The organism is Actinomyces sp. oral taxon 448 str. F0400 (assembly GCF_000220835.1).
Classification (GTDB): domain Bacteria; phylum Actinomycetota; class Actinomycetes; order Actinomycetales; family Actinomycetaceae; genus Actinomyces.
In genome coordinates this window covers 2,306,841-2,332,821 of record NZ_GL985606.1, presented here as the reverse complement: position 1 = coordinate 2,332,821, position 25,981 = coordinate 2,306,841, and the positions used below count along the sequence as shown (strand labels likewise).

Below are 25,981 nucleotides of genomic sequence, written 5' to 3'. Positions count from 1 at the left end.
AACGCGTGAGGGGGCGGGGCGGAGCCGCGGCCCGCTACGGCATCTACGGCCGATCCGGACGCCCCTCAGCTCCAGGGCAGACCGACGAGCTTGCCGACGTGCGTCCCCGCGGCCATGTCCTGCTGCGCCCTGACGATGTCCTCGAGCGGGTAGGCGTGCACGGGCACCAGATCCAGCGCGCCCGCGGCGATCCGGTCCAGGACCCGCTGGAGTTCGGTCGCGGGCAGATTGTGCGCCTCACCGGCGTACGTGGTCAGCCGCACGCCGGTGGGGATCCAATCCATGGGGTAGAAGTCGGGGATCGTCCACGAGTCCGACAGCATGCCGGCGAAGCACACGGTGCCGTGCACGGCCGTCGCCGCCAGGCAGTCGCGCAGCGTGGGGGCGCCGACGAGCTCCAGAACCGCGTCCACGCCCCCGGGCAGACGCTTGCGCACCCGGCCGGCCACAGCGCCGTCGTCGAGTACGGCCTCCACGCCGCGGGCGGCCAGCAGCTCCAGGCCCGCCCGTCGGCGCGAGGTCGCCAGCACGCGGCAGCCCCGATCGACTGCGAGCGCGGCGGCCGCCAGCCCCAGGGCGGAGGTGCCTCCGCGCACGAGCAGGCTCTGCCCGCTGCGTAGGTCCAGCGCGGTGGTCAGAGCGCCGTAGGCGGTCTGGAGCGTCTCAGGCACCGAGCCGATCACATCCCACTCCAGCGGGGAGGAGAAGGTGATGACCTGTTCGCGGGGCACGACGACGTACTGGGCGTAGCCGCCGTCGAAGGAGCGGCCCATTCCGCCCATCATGGTGGCCGCCTGGGTTCCGGGGGCGAGAACGCCCGCGGGATCGAGGTCGACGACGCCGCTGGCCTCGATGCCGAGCACCCGCGGGTAGGACATGCCCTCGGCCTGGCCGGTCACCGAGTGGTGCTCCGAGCGGTTGAGGCCGAAGCTCATGACTTTGATCCGTACCTGGCCCGCGGCGGGCTCGGGGACGGGCAGGTCGGTGACGTGCAGGTTCTCGATGCCGGGCGCGGTGAGGACCGCGGCACGCATGGTGGATGGCATGAGGCTCCTCCTCGGCGTTCTGGTCGGTCTGCTTATCGCATCGTTCGCGGTGCAGGGCGTCGGGGCCCGGCCCTCGGATCGTGGCGGGAGGGGCGCTCAGTCCTGGCGAGCATTTCGCGCAACCAGTCGATCTCGGCGCGACGGGCGGCTCCCGCCACGCGCACCATACCCTGACGGTAGGGGTCCGGTTCGCGGGAGGCGCGACGGGGCGCGCCGTCGGGGTCGTAGAAGAAGGCCGGCGGCGTCTTGAGGATCGCTAGGCGACGGCGGAGGACCGTCTGGCGATCATCCCTCTCGGGCAGGTGCGACAAGAAGGCGAGCACTGTCAGGAAGCGGGGCATGGATGCCATGGTCGCTTCATCGGGGTGACGCAGCAGTTCGTGGAGGTGCTCGCGGCCGGCGGCGGTGATCTCGATGCGGCGGCGCATGCGGCCGCGCGTGCCGGGCTCGTCGGTGCGGACCAGGTAGCCGGCCTTCTCCAGGCGGGTCAGCGCCGGGTACAGGGCCCCCTCGGACAGGCGGCTGCCGGGGCCGTCGAGCTCGTTGATGCGCCGGCGCAGCTCGTAGCCGTGGAGAGGACCGTCGTCGAGGAACCCGAGGATCTTGAGAGCGAGCACGACACTCAGAATACATCGAATCGACGTAAATGGACGGGACTGCTACGGTGGTGATGCGCGGCCGATCGGTGCGCGTGCATGCGGAAAGGAGACCCCGGGCGTGAGTTCTCATCAGGCCTCCGACGTGGCCGGCACAGCTGGCGCCATCGAGTTCGAGGCCGTCACCAAGCGCTATCCGGTGCCCGCGGGCGGACGTGGGGACGCCCCGAGTGCCGTCGAGTCCTTCTCGGCTCGTCTGCCGGCCGGCTCCACCACGGTTCTTCTCGGATCCTCCGGCTGCGGCAAGACGACCCTGCTGCGCATGGTCAACTGCATGGTCGATCCCACCCGGGGCCGGGTCCTGCTCGACGGGAGGGACGTGCGCGACCGTGACCCGGTCGCGCTGCGGCGCTCCATCGGCTACGTCATGCAGAACGGAGGACTGCTCCCGCACCGTCGCGTTATTGATAACATCACTCTCGTTCCGCGTCTGTGCGAGACCGACCGCGCCACGGCCCGTCGCCGGGCTCATGAGCTCATGGAGATGCTCGGACTGGACGGCGACCTCGCCGGGCGCTATCCCCATCAGCTCTCCGGCGGGCAGGCCCAGCGCGTCGGGGTGGCCCGGGCCCTGGCCGCCGACCCGGGCGTCCTGCTCATGGACGAGCCCTTCGGAGCCGTCGATCCGCTCGTGCGCCGCGAGCTCCAGCGCGAACTCATCGGCATCCAGGCGAACCTGGCCAAGACCATCGTCTTCGTCACCCACGACGTCGACGAGGCGCTGACGCTCGGTGACGAGATCATCCTGCTGCGCGAGGGCGCCCGCATCGCCCAGCGCGGCACCGGCGACGAGCTCGTCGCCGCCCCCGTCGATGATTTCGTCGTCCGCTTCCTCGGCCTGGAGGATGCTCGGCGTGCGTTGCGTCTGGCTGAAGTCGCCGGACGCCGGGTCGTCCAGGACGAGACGGGGCGGACGTTGGGGGTCCTCGACGCCGCCCATGACACGCCCGCGGGAGGACGCACGTGAGGTGGGTGCTCGCCAACACGCCGGTGGTGGGGGCCTGTCTGGGCGCACACCTCCTCCAGACGCTCCCCGCGGTTCTGGCGACCCTCGTGCTGTCCGTACTCCTGGCGCGCCTGGCGCAGCGGGTCGGGCCCCTGCGGGCCGTGATCGCCTCCGGATCGGCGCTGCTGTACGCTATTCCCTCATTGGCCCTGTTCGTCATCCTGCCGATCGTGCTGGGCACCGGGATCCGCGAGATCATCAACGTCGTGGTCGCCCTGACCCTCTACGGGCTGGCGCTGCTCGTGCCGGCCACCGTCGAAGCCCTCGAAGCGGTCGACGACGGGACGCGCGACGCCGCGACCGCCATGGGCATGGGTCAGGTGCGCCGCTTCTGGGCCGTCGAGCTGCCTTTGGCCGGCCCGGCGATCCTGGCCGGTCTACGGGTGGTGGCCGTCTCCACGGTTTCTCTGACGACGGTGGGGGCGGTGCTGGGCGTGCGCAGCCTGGGGCAGTTGTTCACCGACGGATTCGAGCGCGGCGTGAGGGCTGAGATCCTCACCGGCCTGGTGGTCACCGTGCTGCTCGCCCTGGCCCTGGACAGCTTGATCGCCCTGGCCGGCCGGGTGCTCATGCCCTGGGCCGGCGGTGGACCCCGCGGGCGCCGACCCCGGGCGGGCGCGATGCGGACCGACGCAGCCGGATCCGGGTCGTCCCCCGTCGCCGGGGCCGTTGAGACCGCCGAGCGTGAGACGGCCGAGGCGGTGGGGAAGGGAGCGGAGGACGCATGAACTACCTTGCGGCCGCCATCGGCTACATTCTGGACCCCGGCCACTGGAGCGGATACCTGGGTATCGGACACCTGATGGCCCAGCACGTGCTCTACTCCCTGCTGGGAGTGGGGCTGTCCGCGATCATCGGCATGCCGCTGGGCTGGTGGGTGGGCCACACCGGGCGGGGCCGGGGCCTGCTCGTGTCCGCCTCCGGGGCCGTGCGCGCCCTGCCGACACTGGGCCTGATCACCCTGTTCGGCCTGGCCCTGGGCATCGGTCTGCTCGCCCCGCTGCTCGCCCTCATCATCCTGGCTCTGCCCAGCGTCCTGGCCGGCGCCTACACGGGCGTCGAGTCCGCCGACCCGATCGCCGTCGACGCCGCCCGCGCGGCCGGCATGAGCGAGTTCCAGGTGCTCGCGCGCGTCGAGATCCCGCTGGGGGCTCCCCTCCTGGTCGGCGGGCTGCGCTCGGCCGGCCTCCAAGTCATCGCCACGGCGACGCTGGCGGCGTATACGGGCGCGGGCGGCCTCGGGCGCCTCATGTTCCTGGGCCTGAAGACCCAGGACTACGTCATGATGCTCGCCTCGTCCCTGCTCGTCATCGCTCTCGCCCTCGTTTCCGAGGCTTTCTTCACTCTCCTCCAGCGCGTCGTCAGACCCGTCGGCGTGCGCGATCGAAAGGCCCCCTGATGTTTTCGAACCTCACTCGCCGCGGTGCGCTGGGCGCCGTCGGCCTCGCCTCCCTGACCTCCGCTCTGGCTGCCTGCGGCAACCGCTCCGACCCCCTCGCCTCCGACTCCCACTCCCGAGCGAGCGACGGGGCGACCATCGTCGTCGGATCCCAGCAGTACTACTCCAACGAGATCATCGCCGAACTCTACGCCCAGGTCCTGGAAGCGGCGAGTTACACCGTTGAGCGCCAGTATCAGATCGGCCAGCGGGAGGTCTACCTGCCCGAACTCGAGTCCGGCGAGGTCGACGTGATCCCCGAGTACGGGGGCAACCTCCTCCAGTACTACGACAAGAACTCCTCCGCCACCGACGCCGATTCCGTCCACACCGCCCTGCTCACGGCCCTGCCCCAGGGGCTGACGGTTCTGACCGCATCCGCAGCCACCGACCAGGACTCGTACACGGTCACGCGTGCCTTCTCCCAGGAGCACTCCCTGACCTCCATCGCGGATCTCGCCTCACTCGACCGCACGATCACGGTTGCGGCGAACGCCGAATTCGCCACCCGTCCCTACGGTCCCGAGGGGCTGAGGTCTGTCTACGGGGTCGAGGCTCAGATCCCCAACCCCGTGGAGGACACCGGCGGCCCACTGACCGTCAAGACCCTGACCGACGGAGACGTGGACGCAGCCGACATCCCCACATGCAGCCCGGCCATCACGGATGACGACCTCGTCGTGCTGGAGGACCCCGCAGGGCTCATCCTCCCGGAGAACGTCACCCCGCTGGTGCGCAGGGACCTCGCCGTGGGCGCCGCGCAGGCCATCGACGCGGTCTCCGCGCGTCTGAGTCTGGACGAGCTGCGCGCCCTGAACGCGCGCTCCACCGGCGAGCAGCTCGACTCGGCCACGATCGCCTCCGGCTGGCTCGAAGCGCAGGGCCTGATCCACGGCTGACGGGCCACCGGCGCCGGCACCGGGCGGGGCCGGCGCCGCACCGACCGATCGACGACGGGCGTCGGGTCCCCAGACGCGTCATTGGTGCAGGTAGTGGTCCACCCGCCAGGCGGCGTCCCCGCTGACTGGCCGCCAGGTGCCGGGGGCGTCGCTCAGGGCGCCGTCCGGCATCCATTCGTCGTCATCGATGCGGGGAGCGTGGATGAGGAGTTCCCGGGCAATTCCAGCCGAACGCGCCCTCCCGCCCGCGTCCAAGTCGACGGTGGTCACCACGAGCTCGTCGGCCAGACCCTCGAATGCCGTCCGGGCGTAGACACTGCCGCCGCCGATCACCCACAGGCGCGGCAGAGCGCGGTAGGCGCTTTCACGCGGATCGTCCACCGACCCGCCGGCGAGCGCCCGGGCGCCCAGCGCCAGACCGTGGCGGAGGCTCGCAGCTCGCACGGCGCCGTCCGCGGTCGCCTCCCACCCGTCTCGTCGTGTGAGCACGATATTGGCGCGCCCCGTCAGCGCCCCGCCGATCGATTCCCAGGTGGTGCGTCCCATGATGACGGCGCCTCCCAGCGTCGCCGCCTTGAAATGGCGGAAATCCGCGGGAACCCGCCACAACATGGTGCCGCTCGCGCCGAGGACGCCGCAGGGGTCCTGCGCCCAGATCATGCCCAGTCTCATCCGGCCGTCCCTCCTCCCCGTGCCGAGGCCGGTTGCGCTGCGCGCCGAGGCCGGTCCTGGTCGGTCCTGTTCACACGGCCACCGGTGCTTTGATCGCCGGATGGTGCTCATAGCCCTCTGAGGCGTCGATGTCATCCATCTGGTAGGCGTCGATCGACTCCGCCCGTCTCAGCCGCAGCGTGGGGAAGGGATGGGCCTTCGGCACCCGCGAGAGCTGGGTGCGCACCTGGTCGACGTGAGTGTTGTAGATGTGGCAGTCGCCCCCGGTCCACACCATCTCCCCGACCTTCAGATCGGCCTGCTGAGCGAGCATGTGGGTCAGCAGCGCGTAGGAGGCGATGTTGAAGGGCACTCCGAGGAAGAGGTCGGCGCTGCGCTGGTAGACCTGCAGGCTCAGGCGGTCGTCGGCCACATAGCACTGGAAGAAGGCGTGGCAGGGGGCCAGCGCCATGTCGCCGAGGTCGCCCACGTTCCAGGCTGATACGAGCATGCGCCGCGAGTGCGGGTCGTGGCGCAGGGTGTCGATGACCCGGGCGACCTGGTCGATCGCGCCGCCGTCGCGTGTGGGCCAGCTGCGCCATTGCGAACCGTAGACGGGGCCGAGCCCGCCATCGGCGTCGGCCCACTCATCCCAGATAGTGATGCCGTGCTCGTGCAGCCAGTGCACGTTGGTACCCCCGCGTAGGAACCACAGCAGTTCGCCCTTGACGGCCTTCATGGCGACGAACTTGGTGGTGATGCGCGGGAATCCGGCGGTCAAGTCATAGCGCAGGTGACGGGCGAAGACCGAGCGCGTGCCCGTGCCGGTGCGGTCGCCCTTGGGGACGCCGCGGGTGAGGACCTCGGCCAGGAGCTCCTCGTAGGCGACGTCGACGCCGTCGGGCGCGCTCAGGCCCAGCTCCGTCAGGACCGGGTAGGGCCCCGTCGAGCGGCTCACGTCTCGATCACCTCGACGGCGCCGCCCGGCAGTTGCCCGGTCGGGCCGAGGGCCGAGCGGGCGCCCTCGATGACCTGGTCCGCCAGTGCCCTGCCGCCGGCCCAGCCGATGGCCGCGCCGATTCCGAAGGGGATGAGCCGGCCCACCGCCAGGGCCCCGCTTCGGGTCGCCATCCTCCTGGCCATCCGCCGAGCGAGTTTCCTGTTGATGGTCTTGACGGTGGGCAACGGCATCCGCGCCAGGTGCTGGGCGGCCCAGAACAGGGTGGACAGGCCTAGAGAGCCCTGGACCGCTTCCGAGCCCTCTCGCCCGAGCAGGGCGGACATCACCAGGGCGCGGCGCCTATCGGTGTCGATAACACGTAGGCCCTGCAGTTCGGCAACGGTCAGAACGTAGGTGACCGCGGAGGCCAGGAAGACCGCCGTCTGCCCGAGGGTCAGGGCCGTGGCCGTCCCCGTGCCCATCGCCGGCAGCGCGGCGGAGGCGCCGACGGCTCCGGAGGACAGCCCCGCCTCGGTGCGCAGGCGTGAGGCGGCCAGCTCGACGAGCTCGGCGGTGTCTGCGCCGGGGCGCTCGCGGCGCATGCGGGCGATCCGTTCCTCGATCCGGGAGGCCGGGACGGCCAGCGCCTTGTCGAGCGCGCGCTCCAGGGCGGAGCCTCGTGCGGGATCCTCGAAGACGGCCATGGGGTGTCCTCCTGACGGGAGTTCGAATCGGCGCCCCGATGGCCGACGGGCGGTATCGGCAGGCGGTGCCGGCGGGCGGGGCGGAGCCGGCGGACGGATGGCGATGGTGTCAGTCCTGGTCGTCGAGCAGGTGCAGGCGAATGCCGGCGCCCTTGTCGATGGTGTGGCCGACGGTGCAGGCGCGCTCGATGGCGCCCTCGACCCGTGCGGTCAGGGTGGCGCGCTGCTCGGGGGTCAGGGAAGAGAAGTCGGCGACGAGCTGGACGTCGAAGTCGGTGTAGCGCTCCTCCGCCTCGCTTTTCAAAGTCGCTACGACCACATTGGCATCGAAGTCCTCGCCCAGCGCCTTGGCCAGGCGGTGGTCGGCCGACAGGGTGTTGCACGTGCCCAAGGCGATCTTGATGAGCTCGCCCGGGGAGAACTCGCCCGGGCCCGTGCCGATGCGCACCTGGGCGCCGCGGGCGTTGCGTCCCAGGTACTGACGGGTGCCGGTTCTCTCAGCCCACACGGAGTTGGCCTCGGTCGGCGGGATGATCTCGGAGTGCTCGCTGCTCATGGCGTGATCGTGTCACGACAACGGCCTCCGCCAGTAGAGGGCTCGCCGGACAGCGGAATGGCGAGGAGCCGGGCGATGCGCTTCGGAAACGAGTCGATCCCCCGGTGAGATACGAACACTCGTGTTCGATCTCACCGGGGGACCGGGCTGGTGATCCGCAGATCGGCCGATGCCGGTGGCCATGGCGGCGACGCCGGCACACTCGCGACGGGGCTCTCAGCAGGCCCCGAAGCCGAAGCGGCCCGCCCCACCGCCTGTTGTGCTGCTCGTCAGTGCTCGGCCAGCCAAGCCGTGGCCCGCGCCTTCTCATCGGCGATCGCGCGGTCGGTCAGGGACATCGCCTTCTCCTCAATGGTGTGCCCCACCAGCGGGACGTTGACGCTCAGGTCGACTTCCACGGTGAGCTCGGTGACGTCCTCTCCAGCCGGGCGCATCGCGGTGGTCGCCCCGGCGTGCACCGGTGCGCCCTTGAGGGCGACGTCGACACCGCCGGTGCGCGAGCCGTCGTCGGCCGGCTCGCCCCACGACTCCGCCAACGAGAAGGAGACGGCTGAGCGCACGAAGCGCTTGGCGGCCGCCGGCAGGCGGCTGAGCGGGACGGAGCCAGCGATGGTGGACACGAAGCCGCGCCCTCGCGCGGCGACGTCCACGCTGGCGTCCTCGAGTCCGAAGCGGTCGATGCGAGCCTGCTGGTAGGCGGGATCCGAGAGCATGGTGGCAACACGCTGGGGATCGGCTGGGTAGGTCATGGAGATGGTTTTCTTCATGGGGCTGATCCTGCCATGAGGACCCGGCGTCGCGCCGCCGGTACCATCGGGTTGTGCCCAACCTCCTGTCTCCCTCGACCCGCGGCGCCATCGATCTCCCCGGTGCTGACCTCGATTGGCTCCACCAGCTCATCGCCGATTGGCAGGTGATCGCAGACCTATCGGTGTCCGACCTGGTGCTGTGGATCCGCACCAGCACCGGACGTTTCGTCGCCGCCGCCCACTCCCGTCCCGCCACGGGCGCCACCGTCCACCTCGAGGAGGTCATCGGCCGACGTATGCCCGCCGCCCGCGAGGCGATGGCGCTGGAGGCGCTCACCAGCGTGCAGGTCGTCGTCGCCGCCGATCCGGAATGGACCGGCACGACCGCCGTGCGCGAGGAATACGTCCCGGTGGTGCGTGACAGTGAACCCATCGCCATCATCACACGGGAGACCTCGGTGGGCGTCATGCGCGGCGGGCGGATCGTCCACCAGCCCCAGGAGGATCTGGCCGACGCGTTGTGCCTCATGATCTCCCAGGGCGCCTTCCCGATCCGGGGCGCCGCCACCGCGGTGCGACACGGCACTCCGCGCGTGGGCGACGGTGTCGTCAGGCTCGACGACGACGGAGTCGTGGTCTACACCTCCCCCAATGCGCGATCCTGCTTCCACCGGCTGGGGCTGGTCGACGAGATCGACGGACAGGTACTCGCCGAGGCCGTCACTCGGATCATTCCCGAGCGCACGCCCGTGGATGAGACGCTGGCGGTCGTGCTCATGGGGCGCCAGGCCTGGCTGACCGAGATCGAGGTCGGCGGGATCTTCCTGTCGGTGCGCTCCATCCCACTGCGTCGCGACGGGCATCGCGCCGGTGCTCTGCTGCTGGTGCGCGACGTCTCGGAGATCCGACGACGCGAGCAGGTGCTGCTCAACAAGGACGCCACCATCCGCGAGATCCACCACCGGGTCAAGAACAACCTGCAGACGGTCTCGGCCCTCCTGCGACTCCAGGGCCGACGCGCCACCAATGACGAGACCCGCGAGGCGCTGGCCGAGGCCGAGCGCCGCGTCGCCACCATTGCGACGGTGCACGCGGCCCTGAGCCAGAACGTCGACGAGACCGTCGATTTCGACGAGGTCTTCGCGTCCGTGCTACGCGGCGCTGCGGCGGTGGCCTCCGCTGGCGGACGCGTGACCACCCGCCTCGAAGGCGCCTTCGGGGTGGTGGAGGCCGATGCGGCCCAGGCGCTGGCGACGGTCCTGGCCGAGCTGGTCACCAACGCCGTCGAGCACGGGCTTCAGGATCACGACGGCACCGTGGTCGTCACCGCTCAGCGCGATGACGACGAGCTGACCGTCCACGTCATCGACGACGGCGTCGGCCTTGAGCCCGGAGCGGCGATGACGGGACTGGGAACGCGGATCGTATCCACCCTGGTGCACGGGGAGCTGCGCGGCACCATCGATTGGCGACCCGTGAGCGATCCGGTGCGTGAGGCGAGGGGCACCGACGTCGTCGTGCGCGCCCGGCTCGCTCCGTCGGCCTGATCGTCTCGGCATCGCGGGTCGACGCCCGACGCGTTTCGATGACGGAACCGGGAGGCCCGCCGATGGGCGGGATCGCCTCGCACATGGGTTTCGGCTTGAAGCTTGAAGGAGGTGCGCGGCGTCTACAACGAGGTGTGCGGCACAGCCCGTGACCGGGTCGGCGCTGCGACCAGATCTCTCCCCAGTGCGACGGTGCCGACCGGTGCAAGACTCAGCCAGCGACACTGGAACGAGGCGGTGGCGTATCGGGTCGTCTACGACGCCGAGGTCTTCGGATGACGCCTGCGCTGGACACCATGCGGCAGGATAACAAGACGAGCGTTTCCGATCTCATGCCGGCGCGATCGCTCGTGCGCGACAATGAAATAATGAGGAATACCTTGTCTTCCACCGGGGGAGGAGGCATGCGCCGCGCACGGTCGTGCGCCGTGAGTACTCGACCTGCTGAAGCGGAATTTTGAAGCCGTCTGACGGTCCATGCGCTCCGACCGCCCGGGCAATGGACCGTCAGGAGGAGCGGCGGGCGCGAGCCGCTCGCCGTTTGAGGGAACGACGCTCGTCCTCGCTCATCCCCCCCCACACGCCAGCATCCTGACCGTTCTCCAGAGCCCACTTCAAGCAGGTGTCGATGACCTCGCAGCGGGCGCACACCTCTTTCGCCTCGGCGATCTGCGCGATGGCCGGACCGGTGTTGCCGACGGGGAAGAAGAGCTCCGGGTCAACGGTGAGACATGCTGCCTGACTTCGCCAGTCCATGAGGGCTCCCTTCGGGGTACGTCTTGCGGCCCGCCTATACCCGCCATACCGAGCGGTGCTCGGAGATGAGCAACAGGTTGTCGCGTTCTGAGCCAACTTTCACACGCGTGCGCAGGTGTGGCAAGAGTTCAGCGGTGAGAGGTGCGCCGGCGACCTTGTCGTTATGGTCACAGGAACGAATCCTTGATTCTGAGCGATTCGGAGGCATAAGGGAAGCCACGTCAGGTTGCTGCAGCAGTTGCGTCGGCGGCGATCTGTATGGGGACGGTATCCCCCCGGGACACCAGGACCCCGCGGCCCGGATGCGTGGGCGCTCGCGGGTCGGTCACCGCTCGCAGCGAGCGTCCCGCCACCTGCGAGGCCGGTCCCAGGGCGGGCCACAGTACGACTAGATCGCCGCGCTCGCGCAGGGTCGCCAACGGCCCCCGGTACGTGCCCACAACGCGTTCGGTGGTCGCCGAGGCCAGGACGATCCGTCCGCTGTGCAGAGCTCTCTCCACTCGAGAGAGCACCACCGCCTCGGCCAGATCGAGATCGTCGATCGCCAGGACCGGCTCGTCCGGATTTTCATGAAGGCAGCGCTTGAGCGCGGCCAGTGCCGTCGTGCGCCCGGATCCCGGGGGTCCGACCACGAGCACGCAGCCGCGGGGGACCGGCAGGGGCCGGGCGTCATCACCGCCCACGGCCCACGTTCCGGCCAGGGGCGCCACCGTCCGGGGGATCGCGACCAGGCGGTGGGCCGACCTCGCCGTCGCCTCTCGGGGTGCGCACGGGGTGACCACCTGGACGGACAATGCCCGCTCCGCCTCGACGGCTCCGTCGATGACGACGCCGCGGCCCGGAGCCGATCCCGTCACCACGCCGCGCGGGAGGCCCGCCACCGACGCCTGGGCGGGCTGCGGCGCCCCCAGTACGAGCCGCAACCCTATTCTGGAGGCCCATCTGGCCCCCGCCATGGACAGCGGCGCGGTCAGCACCAGTCCCGTGCCCGTCGCCGGGGCCGTGCGCACCAGCAGCTCGAGCAGGTTCTGGCCCTCGCCCGGACCCAGCACCTCGTCGACGGCGGCCGCCATGGCATCCACGTCGTCGACGACCAGCAGTTCCCCGGCCAGCCGCCCGGCGGCGGCCAACGACCACAGGCGCACCAGGCGCCGTGGATCCTCCGCGCCGACAACGGTGCCCAGTCCCCGGTCGAGGGCCGTCAGCCAGCGGGGCGCGGTGCCCGCCAGGCACAGGGACACCGCCCGTTGAGCATCCATGGCCGCGCACGCCGCCGCGAGGGCCGCCGTCGTGCGCCCCGAGCCGGGCGAGCCGATCACCGCCAACGGTCGGTCCACCGGCCACCGCCAGTGCCCCAGGCGCTGCTCATCCGGATGGTCCGTGCCCGCCAGCACCAGACCCTCGGCCGGTCCCGTGGCGGGGCCCAGTTCGGCGGCCTCCCGCGCACTCAGCGATGCGGGCAGCGGCGCGGCCCATGGCCGCCACGGCGATGAGGTCGAGCGGGCGGCCGCCCGCACCTCGGTGATCAGCGCCTCCAGGCGATCCGCCGGCCCGCACCACGGCGCCTGAGCGGCGCCGTGGTCGCCGTCCGTCCCGGCGACCAGGACGCGTCCGGGACGGGGACCGAGAGCGGCCGCGCCCTCATGCCCCAGGACGTCGCGGGAATCCCCGGCGTCGAGTACACGCAGGCACACCCGCAGTGTTGTGTTGGCGCGAATGGCCGGGGAGATGACGCCCGTCGGCCGCTGTGTGGCCAGAATCAGGTGGATGCCCAGGCTGCGGCCCTGCGCCGCGACCCGTACGAGGCATTCCAGGACGTCGGGGTGCTGGGTGGCGAGCGTGGCGAACTCGTCAACCGCGACCACGAGTCGCGGCGGTGCCTGGGTTCGATCCATCGACGCGACATCCTTGGCACCCACGCGCGCCAGGAGCCGCTCGCGGCGTCGGACCTCGGCCTCCAGGGAGGCCAGCGCCCGCCCCGTCGCCGCCGGGTCGAGGTCGGTGAGCACTCCGGCGGTATGGGGCAGGCGGGCCAGGGGCCCGAACGCCGCCCCGCCCTTGTAGTCCACCAGGACCAGGGCGAGACGCGCCGGCGGCAGGTCGAGGGCGAGTTGAAGCAGCCAGGAGGTCAGCATCTCGGATTTTCCCGATCCGGTCGTCCCCGCCATGAGTGCGTGGGGCCCGTCAGCCACGAGGTCGGCGTTGACGGCGTCGGCGTCGCGCACGCCGAGCACCGCCGGCAGGGCATCGGGCCCGCCTTGGGTGAGGCGACGACGCCAGCGCGCACCGACGCCGTCGCGGTCGACCCGGCCGGTGACCTCCTCCAGAAGAACCCGGTCGGGCGCTGCCGACCCGTCCGGGGTCCGTGCCGGGACGATACCGGCCAGTTCTCGAGCCGTCTCCCACCACCGCTCGCTCAGGTCCGGGGCGGGTGACGGCGCCGTGCGCACCGTGCGAGCTCTCCCCGGGGGAGTCCTCGACGCAGCCAGCAGCTCGGCGCTACGCGTGCCCGACTCGCGGCCCCATACGAGGCGGTACCCCCGGTCGACAAGGCTGACATGGGCCCGCCCTCCGGCCGCGATCTGGGCGACCCACCACCTCGCCGCCGCTGCGGAGCCCGCACCGGTCAGCGCCGTGCACTGGCCGGAGGCCAGCTCGAGCAGATCGGCGCGCCTGCGACGCCCGAGCCAGCCGGTCAATGGGCCGTCATCGGTGGAGACCGAGCGGTTCGAGACGGACACGGCCAGGGCCAGCAGCATGGAGGCCGCATCGGGCTCGCCCCCGACCCAGCCCGCCCCCGTGCGTCGGTAGCGGCCGTGCCCGCCGCCGGGGATCGACGAGCCGAGTCGCATGACGGCCATCATCGCCATGGGTGCCGCCGCGAGCATCCCGTAAGTTCCCCGCCCGGTCGTGCGCATGGCGATCACCGCCGCGATGACGAGCAGGAACGTCGACGCCGCCACCGCCGTGCGCACCCAGCGCCGCCGGGAGCGCTCGGGCGGAATCGGCACCGTCAGATCGCGGGGCCGGCGCCGCAGCTCCAGGACCGTGTCCCCCACACGCAGGAGCGCGCCCTCCCGGCAGTGCACCCGACGCCGGCCCAGGCGCCGCCACCGGAACCACCGGCGCACATGGGTGCCATTGGCCGAGCCTACGTCCGCCACGGTCACGGCCTTGGCCGTACTGGTCAGGGACAGATGGCGTCGCGAGACCGCGGGGTCCGTCAGAACATCGGCACGGCCGAGCGCACCTCGCGCGGGGACCGGAAGCACCAGTCCGGCGTCCGACCCGGTGAGCACGGCCAGGTGCCAGGGCCGTGACAGCGCCTGTCGAGCGGCTCGGACACTCGCGGGCGGTGCCGGAGCCCGCGCAGGATTGTGGACGGGCGTGGTGGACGGACCGAGTCGGGACCGGGACGGGACCATGAGGACCATGGCATGACAGTGCCCCGCGCCGAGCGTCTCGCGCACGGACCCTGTGGACGGCACGGATGCGCTCCCGCGCGAACAGCGCTTGTGGAGCCCGCGGGCCGACTCGCACCCCGCCCGCGCGGGCCGAGTGCGGACGAGCCGTGCACCGTCTGGCCACAGCGGTCCCGACGTGTCAGGCTGGCGTCATGTGCGCACGCTACGGAATCTTCAGCGCCACCGCGGCCGTCGCCGAGGCCTTCGCCGCCCGTCTCGCACCGGAGGCCATGCGTCTGAAGCCCTCCGGCACTATCGCCCCCGGTGCGGACGTCGCCGTCGTCGTCCGGCGGCCGGAATCCGCCGACGGGTCCGGCACCGGCGGTCCGGCCCCGTTCGGCCGCCGGGTGCATGCGGCGCGCTGGGGCCTGCTGCCGCCCTGGGCCCGCGACCCGGCTGCCGCTTTCCACGCCTTCAACGCCCGTTGCGAGACGGCCGCAGTCAAACCGACCTTCCGCGACGCCATGCGCTCTTTCCGCGTCGTCGTGCCCGCTTCGTGCTGGTACGAGTGGCGGGCCCAGACCCCCTCCGCCGCTCAGGCCGGGGGGTCCGCCAAGCAGCCCTACGCCGTGCGTCGCGCCGACGGCGGAGGAGACGGTCTGCTCGCGCTCGCGGGCCTGTGCTCGTGGTGGCGCGTCCCCGGGCGGCCGGGGAATGCGCCGGTGCACCACGGGCCGGCTCTGCACGACTCATGGCTGCTGACCTGCACCATTCTCACTCGCGACACCGGTCCCGATCTGGCCTGGCTTCACCCTCGTGAGCCGGTCGTCCTGCCCGATGACGCCGTCGGCGCCTGGCTCGATCCGGACGAGTGCGACGGCGGAGCTGCCGCGGGCCTCCTGCGTCTGCCCCGCCCCGCGCTCGCCTGGATGGCGGTGGACCGCTCGACTCTGACGCGGGTGGCCTGAGTCGTCCGCTGCGAGAACGCCCGGCCCGGGCGGGACGGTGGATGAGCAAAGATATGCCCATGACCGATGCCTCCGCCGGACCGGCGACCGATGACGCTTCCGATCTCGCCTCCGTTCCCGCCGCGGCCCGTGCTCGCTGGGCCGTGCTCGTACGCGACGTCGAGCGCGCGCGCGATGCGTACTACGACGCCGTTGACGCCCAGAGCCCCTGGTCCGACGCCGAGTACGACACCCTCTACCGGGAGCTGGAGGCGCTCGAGGCCACGCATCCCGCCCTGGCTCTGCCCTCGTCGCCCACGCGCAGCGTCGGTGGACGCGTCACCACTGATTTCGCTGAAGCTCCCCACCACGAGCGCATGTACTCCCTGCAGGACGTCTTCAGCCTGGAAGAGGTCGAGGAGTGGGCCGCTCACGCTGCCGCGGAGGTCGGCGTGAGCGACGCCGAGCTGCCCATGACCGCCGAGGTCAAGATCGACGGCCTGGCCGTGGCCCTGACCTATGAGGGCGGTGTACTCACCCGCGCCGCCACTCGCGGGGACGGCGCCGTCGGCGAGGACATCACGGGTAACGTGCGCACCATTGACCCGGTACCGCTGGTGTTGGCGGGGGAGGCCCATCCCGCTGTGCTGGAGGTGCGCGGCGAGGTCTACTTCCCCGTCGAGGCTTTCGCCGCTTTCAATGAGACCCGTCGCAACGAGAACCTCAAACGTGAGGCGGCCGGGCGCTCCCCCCTCCAGATCTTCGCCAACCCCCGCAACGCCGCAGCCGGTTCGCTGCGTCAGAAGAATCCTGCGGTGACGGCCGCTCGGCCCCTGGCGTTCATCGCCCACGGCGTCGGCGCCATCATTCCCGCCCCGGGGGAGGAGCTGCCCGACGAGCAGCACGAATGGTACGACCTGCTCGCCACCTGGGGCCTGCCCGTATCCCCCTACAACGCGGTGGTGCACGGGCGCGCCGAGCGGGAGGCCTACATCGCCCGCTACGCCGAGCACCGACATGATCTGGTCCATGAGATCGACGGGATCGTGTTCAAGATCGACTCCCGCTCCCTGCAGGCCCGGCTCGGGCACACCTCGCGGGTTCCGCGCTGGGCGACCGCTTACAAGTACCCGCCCGAGGAGGTCCGCACCCGCCTGCTCGACATCGACGTCCAGGTTGGGCGCACGGGCCGGGTGACTCCCTTCGGAATCATGGAGCCGGTGCTCGTCGCCGGGTCGACCGTCGCCCGCGCGACCCTTCACAACGCCACCGAGGTGACTCGCAAGGGAGTTCGCATTGGCGACCTCGTGGTGCTGCGCAAGGCCGGTGATGTCATCCCCGAGATCGTTAGCCCAGTGACGCAGGTGCGCGACGGTACCGAACGGGACTTCGTCATGCCCGAGCGCTGCCCCTCGTGCGGCACGGCACTCGCCCCGGCCAAGGAGGGAGACATCGACCTGCGCTGTCCCAACACGCGCTCCTGCCCTGCTCAGCTCACCGAGCGGGTGGCCCATATCGGTTCGCGCGGAGCGCTGGACGTCGAGGGCCTGGGCGACGAGGCCGCCGCTGCGCTGACTCAGCCCGACTCCGGACGCGAGGAGGCCCTGGCGGCCCTGGCGGCAGGGCACGTCCTGGAGACCGAGAGGGGGCGGGTGCGTGTCGCGGCCGCCGAGCTCGAAGCTCTGCCCCCCTCGGAACGGATCGGCGCCGCGCGCCGCGCCCTCGAGAAAGCGGATGTTGTCGAGCAGTCCCCGGTACTCACCAATGAGGCGGACTTGTTCGACCTGACGGCCGAGGACCTGCGCGAGGTTATGGTCTACCGTCCGATCGCCCGTCGTGGTGCGCTCACGGGCGACTGGCGTCTGACTCGCTTCTTCTGGTCCAAGCAGACCTACGGCAAGGACGGAGAGGTCAAGAAGCCCACCTCGGTGGGCAGGAACGCCACCGCTATGCTCTCCCGGCTCGCTGCCGCCAGATCCAGGCCGCTGTGGCGGATCCTGGTGGCCCTGTCGGTGCGACATGTGGGACCGACGGCGGGGCGCGCTCTGGCGATGCACTTCGGATCGCTGGAGGCGCTGCGCGAGGCGGATGTGGACGAGCTGTCCCAGGTCGACGGCGTGGGGCCGGCCATCGCCGCCTCGTGGATCGAGTGGTTGACCGTCGGCTGGCACCGTCAGGTACTGGACCGCTGGGCCGCCGCCGGCGTGCGCACCGCTGACGAGTCGGTCGGGGAGCAGGAGCCCGCACGTACGTTGGAAGGTCTGACCGTGGTCGTCACCGGCTCCCTGGAGCGCTTCACGCGGGACAGCGCCAAGGAGGCGATCGTCTCGCGGGGGGGAAGGGCGGCCGGGAGCGTGTCGAAGCGCACGAGTTTCGTGGTCGTGGGGGAGAACGCGGGTTCGAAGGAGACGAAGGCCCGTGAGCTGGGCGTGACCATCGTGGACGAGGGGGGCTTCGAGCGTCTCCTGGCCGACGGCCCCGACGCGGTGACGGGCTCATGAGGCCTTGTGCCAGCAGGTGCCGCGATCAGGCGATTTGTCACTCACCGCCCATCGGGGACGTCTCTGAGGAGAGTCTGCGCGCGCGTCCGCCGGCCGGCGAGATCACACCGACCGGCGGGCGCAGCCGCACCGTCAGTTGTGACTGTCGACGATGGTGCCGATATCAGCCCAGTCGTAGAACCAGTGAGCCTCGTCCACCGGCATGTTGAGGCACCCGTGCGAGGCGGAGTACCCGAAGCTGGAGCGCCATGGCGCGCCGTGGAGGGCGTAGCCCAGGTGGAAGTAGCTGATCCACGGGACGCCCTCGGTCTCATAGCTCGAGCCGTCAGCATTGTCTCCGCGCATCGTCTGGCTCTCGTACTGCTGGTAGACGTGGTAGATGCCCGTGACGGTCGGGGTCGCACCGGCGCCGTCGACGACGCTGACCGGTCCGTGGACGAGTGTGGCCCCCTCATAGGCGGTGACGGTCTTGTCCGACAGGTTGATATCGATCCACTTCTCACCTTCGGCGGCCTGATAGGGCAGGTTCTCAGCACCGGCGGCGACGGGGCGGTCCTCCCATGTCGCTTTGATCGTCTTGGTCTCGTAGTTGCCCGAGTAGGACTGGTCGCTGGAGAACGCCTGCACGACGGCAGTGGTGATCGAGTCGGTGTTGGTGACCTCCCGCCCGTCGACCGCCTCGACGGGCGTGGCCATCACGTCCCCGTTCGAGTTGACGTTGCGCTTGCCGTTGACAGGGTCCTCGTTGACGTCGTCCGCCTGGGCGCTCACCCACTCCGACACCTTGTCGGTGTCCACGCTGATGGACGGGGCCGAGGTGTCGCTGGGAGTCACGGTGATCCAGGAAGCCTTCGTGGCGCTGCCGGCCGTGTAGGCCTCGCCGTCGGGATCGGTGACTGTGACGTCCTGAGCGATCCACCCGTTGGCCTCGTCGGCCACGGTCTGAGCCTCGGCGTCCGAGACGGAGGGGGATTTCGTCTCGAAGGCGACCGAGACCGAAGCGGGGGACAGTGATGCCGCAGCGGAGGCAGCCGCGCTCTTCAGGGCGTCGGAGTCCACGGCGGTGCCCTCGGCCCCCGACGTGACCTCGAACCCGGTCCCCGTGCCGTTGAGCGCGATGCTCGCGTTGCGGGCGACGGCTCTGTCCGAGGGGATGAGTGAGGCGGCGTAGGAGATGACGGCCGCCTCGTCGGTGGTCGTGATCACCGGGACGTTCCCGTTGGAGACCAGCGCGGTGAAGCGGTCGGCCACGCCTTCGCCGCGGGCCAGGGCGGCATCCGCGGTGGCCTCGGCGTCTACTGTGGTGCCCAGGTCGGCCAGTGTCGCCGTGGCGTTCGCGTCGCCGCTGATGGTGACGGTGGCGTTTCCGATCCTGTCGTTGATGGCGGTGACGATGTCGTCGCGGTTCATGCCGGTGACGTCGATCCCCCCGATCGTCGTCCCGGGCACGGCGATGTCCTGGTAGTGCGCGGCGTAGGCGTACCCCCCCACTCCGACGACGCCGAGCAGTACGAAGGCGGCTGCGGTGACCCATGCGGTCAGCCGGCGCCGGCTCCCGACAGACCTCTGGGCTCGGGGAGCGGAGGCCGCGGTCAGCGGAGTCGGCCCGGTCGTCGAGGCGTTCCGGGCCCAGGACGGTGAGGACGCCTTCACCGGCATCGACGGGTCGGCCTCGACGGCGGCGTTCCGGGGTTGGGGCGATGGCGCGCTCGGCGGGGTCGGCGGGGTCGAGGGGGCCGGTGCGGTCGGTTGGGACGGTTCTGGCGCCGGAGCGTCCTCGGCTCGGGCGGCGGCCGGCGGGAATGCGGCTGGTTCCGCCGGCTCCGCTGGCTGGGACGGCGATTCGGGCCCCTCGTCGCCGGCGGTCTCCCGGGGTTGGGGCGATGGCGCGCTCGGCGGAGTCGAGAGGTCGGGCCCCCCGGCGGAGGCATCCTCGACCTGAGCAGGAGAGGCGACGTCGGGCGCCGACCGAGCGGACTGAGTGGAGTCAGCCGGGGTGGGTGAAGCGGCTGAGGGAGTGTCAGCCCCGCTCGGAGAAGGTGAGGCGGGGGACTGGCTGACCGGTAGCGCCGGAGCGTCCTCGGCGGAATCGGGCGGCTCGGCCGTCGACCGGTCCGCAGGCGGCACGACGGCCGCCGCGGAAGCCGGCGATTCATCGGTCAAGGCCGACTCAGCGGGAGTAGCGGTCGCCGGACTGACGGGCGACTCGTCATCCGTCGAGGCCTGGCGGGCGTCGGCGGATGGGTGGCGCGTACCGGTGGCCGGGCCGTAAGGGGTTTTCGCGACGACCGCGTCACCGCTCTGCGGCGCGGGTGCGCTCTCCGATTCCAATGGCGGCGTTTCCTCGATCTCCGGTCGGGAGTCGGGGGTGAACTCTTCCGTAGGCATGGGGTCCTCGTCCCGAACGGCGCGTGTCGGGCCGTCCTGTTTTTGCTCCCGTACGGACTTACGAGAGCTTCGGAGTCCATAACAGCGGCCGATTGTTGGAATGTCAACGGTGCGTGCTCTTCATGTCATGTGACATCGTGCATGACCGTTGAGACGACCTCGCTTCGTGCCTGCGCGAGACGGGCGGGACGCCGCCCACGGGACCGGCGGAGGATTCGTGAGCGGTCGTGATCCGCACGCGACGGGCGTCGAGGCGGCGGGTCCCCGATCCGGGACGGGCACGTCCGGCCGGGTCCGGCACCCCGATACACTCGGCTTCATGTCTGCCATCTCCTCCGACGAGGTCGCCCGTGTCGCGGCGCTCGCGCGGGTGGCGCTGAGCGAGGAGGAGGTGACGCGCCTGGCCGGCGAGCTGGACGCGGTCGCCTCAGCCTTCGCCCGTGTCACCAGCGTGGTCACGCCCGATCTTCCGGCCACCTCCCATCCGGTGCCCCTGACGAACGTGCTGCGTGAGGACGTGCCCGGCCCAACGCTCGACGCCGGGGAGCTCCTCGCCGGCGCGCCGCGGGCTGAGGGCACCATGTTCCTCGTGCCGCAGATCTTGGGGGAGGACTCCGCCTCATGACCGCCGACGCTCTCACTCGTTTCACAGCGGCTGAGCAGGCCGCGGCGCTGGCGGCCGGTGAGATCTCCTCCCGCGAACTGACCCAGGCGCACCTGGAGCGCATCGCCGCCGTTGACGGCGCCGTGCACGCCTTCCTCGATGTCGATGCCGCCAAGGCCCTGGCCGACGCCGACGAGGCCGACTCCCGGCGGCGCAGTAGTGATGAGTCCGGCGAGCCGCTCGGCGAATTGGCCGGTGTGCCGGTGGCCGTCAAGGACCTCATCGTCACCCATGGCCAGGTCACCACCGCGGCGTCCCGCATTCTTGAGGGCTGGGTGCCTCCCTACGACGCCACGCTGGTCGCCAACCTGCGTGCCGCGCACCTGCCGATCCTGGGGAAGACCAACTTGGACGAGTTCGCCATGGGCGGCTCGACGGAGCACTCCGCCTTCGGCCGCACTGCCAATCCTTGGGATCTCGGCCGTATTCCCGGCGGCTCCTCGGGCGGATCGGCGGCCGCCGTCGGATCCTTCGAGGCGCCGGTGGCCGTGGGTACCGACACCGGCGGCTCCATTCGCCAGCCCGCCGCCGTCACCGGCACCGTCGGCGTCAAGCCGACCTACGGCACCGTCTCGCGCTTCGGCGTCATCGCCATGGCATCCTCGCTGGACACCCCCGGCCCCATGGGCCGCACCGTCCTGGATGCCGCTCTGCTGCACGATGTCATCGCCTCGCACGATCCGCTGGACTCCACGAGTCTGGTCGACGCCCCGCGCGGCATGGCCGATGTCGTGCGCGAGGCCCGGGCGGGCCGGGATCTGACGGACCTGCGGGTCGGGGTCATCGCCGAACTCGACGGCGGCGAGGGCTATCACGCCGGCGTCGTGGACTCCTTCCATTCCGCGCTGGAGCTCCTGGAGCAGGCGGGCGCCCGTGTGGAGACGGTTTCGCTTCCGCACCTGGAGTACGCGCTGGACGCTTACTATCTCATCATGCCGGCCGAGGCCTCCTCGAACCTGGCTCGTTACGACGGCATGCGTTACGGCTTGCGCGTCGAGCCCGAGACCGGGCCCATCACCGCGGAGACCGTCATGGCCGCTACCCGTGGGGCCGGTTTCGGCGACGAGGTCAAGCGCCGTATCATTCTGGGCACCCATGTGCTGAGCGCCGGTTACTACGACGCCTACTACGGATCGGCGCAGAAAGTGCGCACCCTCATCCAGCGCGACTTCACCTCCGCCTGGAGACGGGCCGACGTACTGGTCTCACCGACGGCGCCGGTGACGGCCTACCGTTTCGGTGAGAAGGACGATCCGTTGGCCATGTACAAGGTGGACGTGACGACCATTCCGGCGAATCTCGCCGGTGTGCCGGGTATCAGTCTGCCGTCGGGCCTGAGCGACGGCCTGCCCGTCGGTTTTCAGGTCTTGGCGCCGCAGCGCGCCGACGAGCGCCTCTACCGCCTCGGCGCGGTGCTCGAGGCCGCATTGGAGGAGGGCTGGGGCGGGCACCTGCTCGACCGAGCCCCCGAGCTGGAGGTGAAATGAGATGAGTGAGGCCCCGATGGACGTGATGGACTATGACGAGGCCGTGCACCGCTATGACCCCGTCGTGGGGCTGGAGGTGCACGTCGAGCTCGGCACCGCGACGAAGATGTTCGACGCCGCGCCCAATGTCTTCGGCGCCGTTCCCAACACCATGGTGACTCCCACGAGCGTTGGCCTGCCGGGCGCCCTGCCGGTGGCGAACAGGCGGGGGGTGGAGTACGCGATTCGCATCGGCCTGGCGTTGGGCTGTCAGATCGCCGAATCGTGCCGGTTCGCGCGCAAGAACTACTTCTACCCGGATCTGGCCAAGGACTTCCAGACTTCTCAGAGCGAGGAGCCCATCGCTTTCGACGGCGCGCTGGAGGTCGAGTTGGAGGACGGCGGTTTCTTCACCGTGCCGATCGAGCGCGCTCACATGGAGGAGGACGCCGGTAAGAACACCCATGTCGGCGGGGTGGACGGTCGCATCGAGGGCGCCTCCCACTCGCTGGTGGACTACAACCGCGCCGGGGTACCGCTGGTGGAGATCGTCACCCGCCCCATCGAGGGCGCAGGCGCTCGCGCTCCCGAAGTCGCCGCCGCTTATGTGCGCACCTTGCGCGATATCTTCCGGGCCCTGGGCGTATCGGAGGCCCGCATGGAGCGCGGCAACGTGCGCGCGGACGTCAATGTCTCCCTGCGCGAGTCCCCGCGGGCTCCGCTGGGTACTCGCACCGAGACGAAGAACGTCAACACCTTCCGGGGCATTGAGCAGGTGATCCGCTATGAGATTCAGCGCCAGGCCGCGATTCTCGCCGTCGGCGGCACCATCGAGCAGGAGACCCGGCACAGCCAGGCCGATGGCACGACCCGGGCCGGGCGTGTGAAGTCCGACTCCGATGATTATCGCTATTTCCCTGAACCGGACCTCGTCCCGGTGGCGCCCAGCCGCGAGTGGGTCGAGGAGATTCGCGCCGCCCTGCCCGAGATGCCGGCCGCGAAACGACGTCGGCTCAAGAAGGAGTGGGCGCTCGCCGACGATGAGATGCGCGACGTCGTCAATGCCGGCGCGATGGAGCTCATCGAGGCGACCGTCCTCGCCGGGACGAGCGGTCAGGCCGCCCGCAAGTGGTGGATGGGCGAGCTCTCCCGCGCCGCGAAGGACCGCGAAGTCGACCTGGAGGAGCTGCCGGTGACTCCGGTGCAGGTCGCCGAGCTCCAGGAACTGGTCGATGCCGGACGCCTGACGGACACGCTGGCTCGCCAGGTGCTCGACGCCGTTCTGGCCGGGGAGGGGGATCCGAAGGCGGTTGTGCGGGCGCGTGGTCTGGAGGTCGTCTCGGACGAGACTGCGCTGCTGGCCGCCGTCGACGAGGCCCTGGCCGCCCAGCCCGATGTCGCGGAGAAGATCCGCGGCGGCAAAGTCAAGGCCGCCGGGGCGATCGTGGGGGCTGTCATGAGGGCCACACGCGGCCGGGCCGACGCCAGGCGGGTGCGTGAGTTGATCATGGAGCGCGTGGGTCGGTAGGACCTGGGGCGGATCGGGCTGGCCCGACCCGCTCGAGGCCCGGTGCGCGCCCCATCGAGCGGGCTTCCGGCGAGGGGGCCGACAGCGGTGATGGCCGGCGACGGGGCGCTTCCGCTCGAACGCCCCACCCCGCCGCTACTGTCTCACGGAGCGGTCATGGTGGGACCGCCCGCACCGATGACGACGATGACGACGATACAGTCGCCTTCGTCGAAGACCGACTTCGTGACGATCCGTGTCCGGCCCGCCGGTCCGCTCGTCCGTTCTTCCGAAGGAACGCATACATGGCTCAACCCAGCCCCAGCTACACCGTCGCTCTGCATCTCGAGGTGCCCGCCTCCCAGAAGGCGGTCACCACTCTCGTCGACACCGCATCGGCCGTCGGCGCGATCGTCAACGGCGTCGACGTCGCGGACACCGACGGCGCCACCCTCATCGTCGACCTGACCGCGGACACGCGCGACTCCAAACATCGCGGTGAGCTCGTCGAGGCGCTTCAGGCCATCGACGGAGTCATCGTGCGCAACGTCGGCGATTCCACCTTCCTCACCCATGTCGGCGGCAAGATCGAGATCGCCTCGAAGTATCCCATTCACAACCGGCGCGACCTCGCTCGTGTCTACACCCCGGGCGTCGCCCGCGTGTGCAAGGCGATCTACGACCACCCCGAGCGCGCGCGCCAACTCACCATCAAGAAGAACACGGTCGCCGTCGTTACGGACGGTACGGCGGTTCTGGGCCTGGGCGATGTCGGCCCGTCGGCCGCGATGCCTGTCATGGAGGGCAAGGCCGTCCTATTCAAGCAGTTCGGCAATGTTGACGCCTGGCCGGTGGCGCTCAACACCAAGGATCCCGAGGCGATCATCGCGGTCTGCAAGGCCATTGCGCCCGCCTACGGCGGAATCAACCTGGAGGACATCGCCGCACCCAAGTGCTTCGACATCGAGGCCCGTCTGCGTGAGGAGCTGGATATCCCCGTCTTCCACGACGACCAGCACGGTACGGCCATCGTCACCCTCGCGGCGCTGATCAACGCTCTCAAGGTCGTCGACAAGAGGATCGAGGACGTGCGCATCGTCCTGTCGGGCGTGGGGGCGGCCGGCAGCGCCATCGCCAAGCTGCTCATGGCCCACGGGGCCACCGACATCGTCGGCTACGGCCGCGCCGGGGCGCTCGACGGCGCCCACACCGACGGCATGAACGAGCACCGCAAATGGTTGGCGGAGAATACCAACCCCCGTCACGTTACCGGCTCTCTCAAGGAAGGGCTGGTCGGAGCCGACGTCCTCATTGGCGTCTCCAGCGGCAACCTGCTGAAGCCGGCGGACCTGGCGGTCATGAACGAAGGGGCCATCGTCTTCGCCATGGCCAACCCGACGCCCGAGGTCGATCCGATCGGGGCCGCGGACTACGCCGCCGTCGTGGCCACCGGCCGCAGCGACTTCCCCAACCAGATCAACAATGTGCTGGCCTTCCCGGGGCTGTTCCGCGGTCTGCTCGACACGGGCATCACCGACATCTCCGTGGAGCTGCTGAGGGCGGCGGCCACCGGCATCGCCGGTGTCATCGACGACGAGGTCAGTCCCGTCTACATCATCCCGGGGGCGTTCGATACGCGAGTGGCCTCCGCCGTTGCGAAGGCGGTTCGCGAGTTCGCCGGGAACTGACCGGCTCGCGACCCCACGGTCCGCGGTGCGGCTCGCGGCGGTGGGGGGGGGCGGCGCGCGTGCGGACGTGAATCAACTGAGCGTCGCGTCGTCGCCCGTGCGCTCGGCAGACGTCGAACATTCGTTCCCGGCGGGCGGTCGCGCACGGGGCTCGGCCGGCTTCGTGCGCGACGACGCGCGCTGTGTCTCGGGCGGATCCACGCGACGCTTCCGGTGCGCAACGTCATGGTCATATGTGCGTGTCGAGGGTCACTAAATATGACGTTGACTCGTCTTGGGACGTTTGGTTAACGTACTCCTTGTTGCTGATCGCACCTTCGAGTGCGTGATGGCGACCCCACGGAGGTATCCGGTGTCGAGTACGGCTGACGTCGATTCGGCAGCATGATCGAGGTGCTCACAGCGAGTTCGGGCTTCGAGCTCATGACTTGACTGTGAAGAATCGGTTCGTGTAAGGTTTCCTCTGTT

The 25,981-nt window shown here is 70.5% G+C and carries 22 protein-coding genes; 12 read left to right on the top strand and 10 right to left on the bottom strand.

Annotated features, from left to right (window positions below; genetic code table 11):
* Positions 1–65: 65 nt before the first annotated feature.
* Positions 66–1,046, bottom strand: coding sequence for a zinc-binding dehydrogenase (locus tag HMPREF9062_RS09920; RefSeq protein ID WP_009749991.1), 981 nt, complete (start codon positions 1,044–1,046; stop codon positions 66–68).
* Between the two features lie 32 nt (positions 1,047–1,078).
* The gene (locus HMPREF9062_RS09915) at positions 1,079–1,663 is read right to left on the bottom strand and encodes a PadR family transcriptional regulator (protein ID WP_009749990.1); all 585 of its coding nucleotides are present in this window, start codon (positions 1,661–1,663) and stop codon (positions 1,079–1,081) included.
* A gap of 100 nt (positions 1,664–1,763) precedes the next feature.
* Between HMPREF9062_RS09915 and HMPREF9062_RS09910 the strand changes: the two genes are divergently transcribed.
* From HMPREF9062_RS09910 to HMPREF9062_RS09895, 4 genes are read left to right on the top strand one after another with little or no spacing between them, the layout of a single operon-like run.
* On the top strand, positions 1,764–2,669 hold the full coding sequence (locus HMPREF9062_RS09910; RefSeq protein ID WP_009749989.1) for an ABC transporter ATP-binding protein: 906 nt from the start codon (positions 1,764–1,766) through the stop codon (positions 2,667–2,669).
* Entirely contained in the window at positions 2,666–3,436 is a 771-nt protein-coding gene (locus tag HMPREF9062_RS09905) for an ABC transporter permease (RefSeq protein ID WP_009749988.1), read from the top strand. The genes HMPREF9062_RS09910 and HMPREF9062_RS09905 overlap by 4 nt, the downstream gene beginning before the upstream one ends.
* Complete coding sequence (locus tag HMPREF9062_RS09900) at positions 3,433–4,107, top strand: ABC transporter permease (protein ID WP_009749987.1); 675 nt, start codon at positions 3,433–3,435, stop codon at positions 4,105–4,107. Before HMPREF9062_RS09905 ends, HMPREF9062_RS09900 begins: the two co-directional genes overlap by 4 nt.
* Positions 4,107–5,045: an ABC transporter substrate-binding protein gene (locus HMPREF9062_RS09895; RefSeq protein WP_009749986.1), complete on the top strand. Its 939-nt coding sequence runs from the start codon at positions 4,107–4,109 to the stop codon at positions 5,043–5,045. The genes HMPREF9062_RS09900 and HMPREF9062_RS09895 overlap by 1 nt, the downstream gene beginning before the upstream one ends.
* A 78-nt stretch (positions 5,046–5,123) precedes the next feature.
* Here the strand turns inward: HMPREF9062_RS09895 and HMPREF9062_RS09890 are convergent, their stop codons facing one another.
* The 5 genes from HMPREF9062_RS09890 to HMPREF9062_RS09870 all read right to left on the bottom strand — a co-directional run bounded on the left by HMPREF9062_RS09890 (position 5,124) and on the right by HMPREF9062_RS09870 (position 8,663).
* Complete coding sequence (locus HMPREF9062_RS09890) at positions 5,124–5,705, bottom strand: dihydrofolate reductase (RefSeq protein WP_156790020.1); 582 nt, start codon at positions 5,703–5,705, stop codon at positions 5,124–5,126.
* Positions 5,706–5,787: 82 nt separating this feature from the next.
* Complete coding sequence (locus tag HMPREF9062_RS09885; protein WP_009749984.1) at positions 5,788–6,654, bottom strand: thymidylate synthase; 867 nt, start codon at positions 6,652–6,654, stop codon at positions 5,788–5,790.
* Entirely contained in the window at positions 6,651–7,340 is a 690-nt protein-coding gene (locus tag HMPREF9062_RS09880; protein ID WP_009749983.1) for a hypothetical protein, read from the bottom strand. The genes HMPREF9062_RS09885 and HMPREF9062_RS09880 overlap by 4 nt, the downstream gene beginning before the upstream one ends.
* A 109-nt stretch (positions 7,341–7,449) precedes the next feature.
* Positions 7,450–7,896, bottom strand: a complete 447-nt coding sequence (locus tag HMPREF9062_RS09875; RefSeq protein WP_009749982.1) for an OsmC family protein — start codon at positions 7,894–7,896, stop codon at positions 7,450–7,452.
* Positions 7,897–8,165: 269 nt separating this feature from the next.
* Positions 8,166–8,663: a DUF2505 domain-containing protein gene (locus HMPREF9062_RS09870; protein WP_009749980.1), complete on the bottom strand. Its 498-nt coding sequence runs from the start codon at positions 8,661–8,663 to the stop codon at positions 8,166–8,168.
* Between the two features lie 53 nt (positions 8,664–8,716).
* Between HMPREF9062_RS09870 and HMPREF9062_RS09865 the strand changes: the two genes are divergently transcribed.
* Together HMPREF9062_RS09865 and HMPREF9062_RS12975 are read left to right on the top strand one after the other, a co-directional pair.
* Positions 8,717–10,192 (top strand): sensor histidine kinase, encoded by a 1,476-nt coding sequence (locus tag HMPREF9062_RS09865; protein ID WP_009749979.1) that lies wholly within the window; start codon positions 8,717–8,719, stop codon positions 10,190–10,192.
* A 102-nt stretch (positions 10,193–10,294) separates the two neighbouring features.
* Positions 10,295–10,471, top strand: a complete 177-nt coding sequence (locus HMPREF9062_RS12975; RefSeq protein WP_009749978.1) for a hypothetical protein — start codon at positions 10,295–10,297, stop codon at positions 10,469–10,471.
* Between the two features lie 228 nt (positions 10,472–10,699).
* On the opposite strand, the gene HMPREF9062_RS09860 is transcribed toward HMPREF9062_RS12975, so the two are convergent.
* Together HMPREF9062_RS09860 and HMPREF9062_RS09855 are read right to left on the bottom strand one after the other, a co-directional pair.
* Positions 10,700–10,948, bottom strand: coding sequence for a WhiB family transcriptional regulator (locus HMPREF9062_RS09860; RefSeq protein ID WP_009749976.1), 249 nt, complete (start codon positions 10,946–10,948; stop codon positions 10,700–10,702).
* A 221-nt stretch (positions 10,949–11,169) separates the two neighbouring features.
* Positions 11,170–14,382: an FtsK/SpoIIIE domain-containing protein gene (locus tag HMPREF9062_RS09855; RefSeq protein WP_050795282.1), complete on the bottom strand. Its 3,213-nt coding sequence runs from the start codon at positions 14,380–14,382 to the stop codon at positions 11,170–11,172.
* 182 nt (positions 14,383–14,564) lie between these two features.
* On the opposite strand from HMPREF9062_RS09855, the gene HMPREF9062_RS09850 reads away from it, so the two are divergent.
* Positions 14,565–15,320, top strand: a complete 756-nt coding sequence (locus HMPREF9062_RS09850; RefSeq protein ID WP_009749974.1) for an SOS response-associated peptidase — start codon at positions 14,565–14,567, stop codon at positions 15,318–15,320.
* A 53-nt stretch (positions 15,321–15,373) separates the two neighbouring features.
* Positions 15,374–17,800: an NAD-dependent DNA ligase LigA gene (gene ligA / locus HMPREF9062_RS09845; protein ID WP_156790019.1), complete on the top strand. Its 2,427-nt coding sequence runs from the start codon at positions 15,374–15,376 to the stop codon at positions 17,798–17,800.
* 132 nt (positions 17,801–17,932) lie between these two features.
* Here ligA and HMPREF9062_RS12640 read toward each other — a convergent pair whose 3' ends face one another.
* A complete protein-coding gene (locus tag HMPREF9062_RS12640) occupies positions 17,933–19,459 on the bottom strand; it encodes a L,D-transpeptidase (protein ID WP_253270699.1) in 1,527 nt (508 codons plus the stop codon).
* 1,048 nt (positions 19,460–20,507) lie between these two features.
* On the opposite strand from HMPREF9062_RS12640, the gene gatC reads away from it, so the two are divergent.
* From gatC to HMPREF9062_RS09815, 4 genes are all read left to right on the top strand, one after another.
* Entirely contained in the window at positions 20,508–20,813 is a 306-nt protein-coding gene (gatC, locus tag HMPREF9062_RS09830) for an Asp-tRNA(Asn)/Glu-tRNA(Gln) amidotransferase subunit GatC (RefSeq protein WP_034254950.1), read from the top strand.
* Positions 20,810–22,339: an Asp-tRNA(Asn)/Glu-tRNA(Gln) amidotransferase subunit GatA gene (gene gatA / locus HMPREF9062_RS09825; protein ID WP_009749969.1), complete on the top strand. Its 1,530-nt coding sequence runs from the start codon at positions 20,810–20,812 to the stop codon at positions 22,337–22,339. Before gatC ends, gatA begins: the two co-directional genes overlap by 4 nt.
* 1 nt (position 22,340) lies before the next feature.
* Positions 22,341–23,846: an Asp-tRNA(Asn)/Glu-tRNA(Gln) amidotransferase subunit GatB gene (gatB, locus tag HMPREF9062_RS09820; protein ID WP_009749968.1), complete on the top strand. Its 1,506-nt coding sequence runs from the start codon at positions 22,341–22,343 to the stop codon at positions 23,844–23,846.
* Between the two features lie 284 nt (positions 23,847–24,130).
* A complete protein-coding gene (locus HMPREF9062_RS09815; RefSeq protein WP_009749967.1) occupies positions 24,131–25,513 on the top strand; it encodes an NAD-dependent malic enzyme in 1,383 nt (460 codons plus the stop codon).
* Positions 25,514–25,981 lie beyond the last annotated feature (468 nt).

What these genes read in the sequence shown, in the direction of transcription:
- HMPREF9062_RS09920 (WP_009749991.1), bottom strand. Translation starts at nt 1,046, where the DNA reads ATGCCATCCACCATGCGTGCCGCGGTCCTCACCGCGCCCGGCATCGAG.
- HMPREF9062_RS09900 (WP_009749987.1), top strand. Translation starts at nt 3,433, where the DNA reads ATGAACTACCTTGCGGCCGCCATCGGCTACATTCTGGACCCCGGCCAC.
- HMPREF9062_RS09895 (WP_009749986.1), top strand. Translation starts at nt 4,107, where the DNA reads ATGTTTTCGAACCTCACTCGCCGCGGTGCGCTGGGCGCCGTCGGCCTC.
- HMPREF9062_RS09890 (WP_156790020.1), bottom strand. Translation starts at nt 5,705, where the DNA reads ATGATCTGGGCGCAGGACCCCTGCGGCGTCCTCGGCGCGAGCGGCACC.
- HMPREF9062_RS09880 (WP_009749983.1), bottom strand. Translation starts at nt 7,340, where the DNA reads ATGGCCGTCTTCGAGGATCCCGCACGAGGCTCCGCCCTGGAGCGCGCG.
- HMPREF9062_RS09875 (WP_009749982.1), bottom strand. Translation starts at nt 7,896, where the DNA reads ATGAGCAGCGAGCACTCCGAGATCATCCCGCCGACCGAGGCCAACTCC.
- HMPREF9062_RS09870 (WP_009749980.1), bottom strand. Translation starts at nt 8,663, where the DNA reads ATGAAGAAAACCATCTCCATGACCTACCCAGCCGATCCCCAGCGTGTT.
- HMPREF9062_RS09860 (WP_009749976.1), bottom strand. Translation starts at nt 10,948, where the DNA reads ATGGACTGGCGAAGTCAGGCAGCATGTCTCACCGTTGACCCGGAGCTC.
- HMPREF9062_RS09855 (WP_050795282.1), bottom strand. Translation starts at nt 14,382, where the DNA reads ATGGTCCTCATGGTCCCGTCCCGGTCCCGACTCGGTCCGTCCACCACG.
- HMPREF9062_RS09850 (WP_009749974.1), top strand. Translation starts at nt 14,565, where the DNA reads ATGTGCGCACGCTACGGAATCTTCAGCGCCACCGCGGCCGTCGCCGAG.
- ligA (WP_156790019.1), top strand. Translation starts at nt 15,374, where the DNA reads ATGCCCATGACCGATGCCTCCGCCGGACCGGCGACCGATGACGCTTCC.
- HMPREF9062_RS12640 (WP_253270699.1), bottom strand. Translation starts at nt 19,459, where the DNA reads ATGCCGGTGAAGGCGTCCTCACCGTCCTGGGCCCGGAACGCCTCGACG.
- gatC (WP_034254950.1), top strand. Translation starts at nt 20,508, where the DNA reads ATGTCTGCCATCTCCTCCGACGAGGTCGCCCGTGTCGCGGCGCTCGCG.
- gatA (WP_009749969.1), top strand. Translation starts at nt 20,810, where the DNA reads ATGACCGCCGACGCTCTCACTCGTTTCACAGCGGCTGAGCAGGCCGCG.
- gatB (WP_009749968.1), top strand. Translation starts at nt 22,341, where the DNA reads ATGAGTGAGGCCCCGATGGACGTGATGGACTATGACGAGGCCGTGCAC.
- HMPREF9062_RS09815 (WP_009749967.1), top strand. Translation starts at nt 24,131, where the DNA reads ATGGCTCAACCCAGCCCCAGCTACACCGTCGCTCTGCATCTCGAGGTG.